Origin of the sequence: Streptomyces sp. NPDC017676 (assembly GCF_044329325.1) — a bacterium.
In the GTDB taxonomy this organism is placed as follows: domain Bacteria; phylum Actinomycetota; class Actinomycetes; order Streptomycetales; family Streptomycetaceae; genus Streptomyces.
The window spans coordinates 1,376-2,487 of the sequence record NZ_JBIRJA010000049.1 but is presented as its reverse complement, the minus strand read 5'-3'; the positions used below and the strand labels follow the sequence as shown (position 1 = coordinate 2,487).

The following is a 1,112-nucleotide window of genomic DNA, read 5'->3' as shown; positions in this document are numbered from 1 at the left end:
GGCCTATCAACCCAGTCGTCTACTGGGAGCCTTACCCCATCAAGTGGGTGGGAGTCCTCATCTCGAAGCAGGCTTCCCGCTTAGATGCTTTCAGCGGTTATCCCTCCCGAACGTAGCCAACCAGCCATGCCCTTGGCAGAACAACTGGCACACCAGAGGTTCGTCCGTCCCGGTCCTCTCGTACTAGGGACAGCCCTTCTCAAGACTCCTACGCGCACAGCGGATAGGGACCGAACTGTCTCACGACGTTCTAAACCCAGCTCGCGTACCGCTTTAATGGGCGAACAGCCCAACCCTTGGGACCGACTCCAGCCCCAGGATGCGACGAGCCGACATCGAGGTGCCAAACCATCCCGTCGATATGGACTCTTGGGGAAGATCAGCCTGTTATCCCCGGGGTACCTTTTATCCGTTGAGCGACGGCGCTTCCACAAGCCACCGCCGGATCACTAGTCCCGACTTTCGTCCCTGCTCGACCCGTCGGTCTCACAGTCAAGCTCCCTTGTGCACTTACACTCAACACCTGATTGCCAACCAGGCTGAGGGAACCTTTGGGCGCCTCCGTTACCCTTTAGGAGGCAACCGCCCCAGTTAAACTACCCATCAGACACTGTCCCTGATCCGGATCACGGACCCAGGTTAGACATCCAGCACGACCAGACTGGTATTTCAACGACGACTCCACAAACACTGGCGTGCCTGCTTCACAGTCTCCCAGCTATCCTACACAAGCCGAACCGAACACCAATATCAAACTGTAGTAAAGGTCCCGGGGTCTTTCCGTCCTGCTGCGCGAAACGAGCATCTTTACTCGTAGTGCAATTTCACCGGGCCTATGGTTGAGACAGTCGAGAAGTCGTTACGCCATTCGTGCAGGTCGGAACTTACCCGACAAGGAATTTCGCTACCTTAGGATGGTTATAGTTACCACCGCCGTTTACTGGCGCTTAAGTTCTCAGCTTCGCCCACCCGAAAGTGAGCTAACCGGTCCCCTTAACGTTCCAGCACCGGGCAGGCGTCAGTCCGTATACATCGCCTTACGGCTTCGCACGGACCTGTGTTTTTAGTAAACAGTCGCTTCTCGCTGGTCTCTGCGGCCACCCCCAGCTCAC

Annotated in this window: 1 rRNA gene (cut by a window edge); it reads right to left on the bottom strand. The window is 56.6% G+C overall.

Annotated features, from left to right (window positions below):
- Positions 1-1,112: ribosomal RNA gene (locus tag ACH4LD_RS42935) — 23S ribosomal RNA — on the bottom strand; its annotated part runs 1,375 nt beyond the window's last position; the annotation flags it as partial.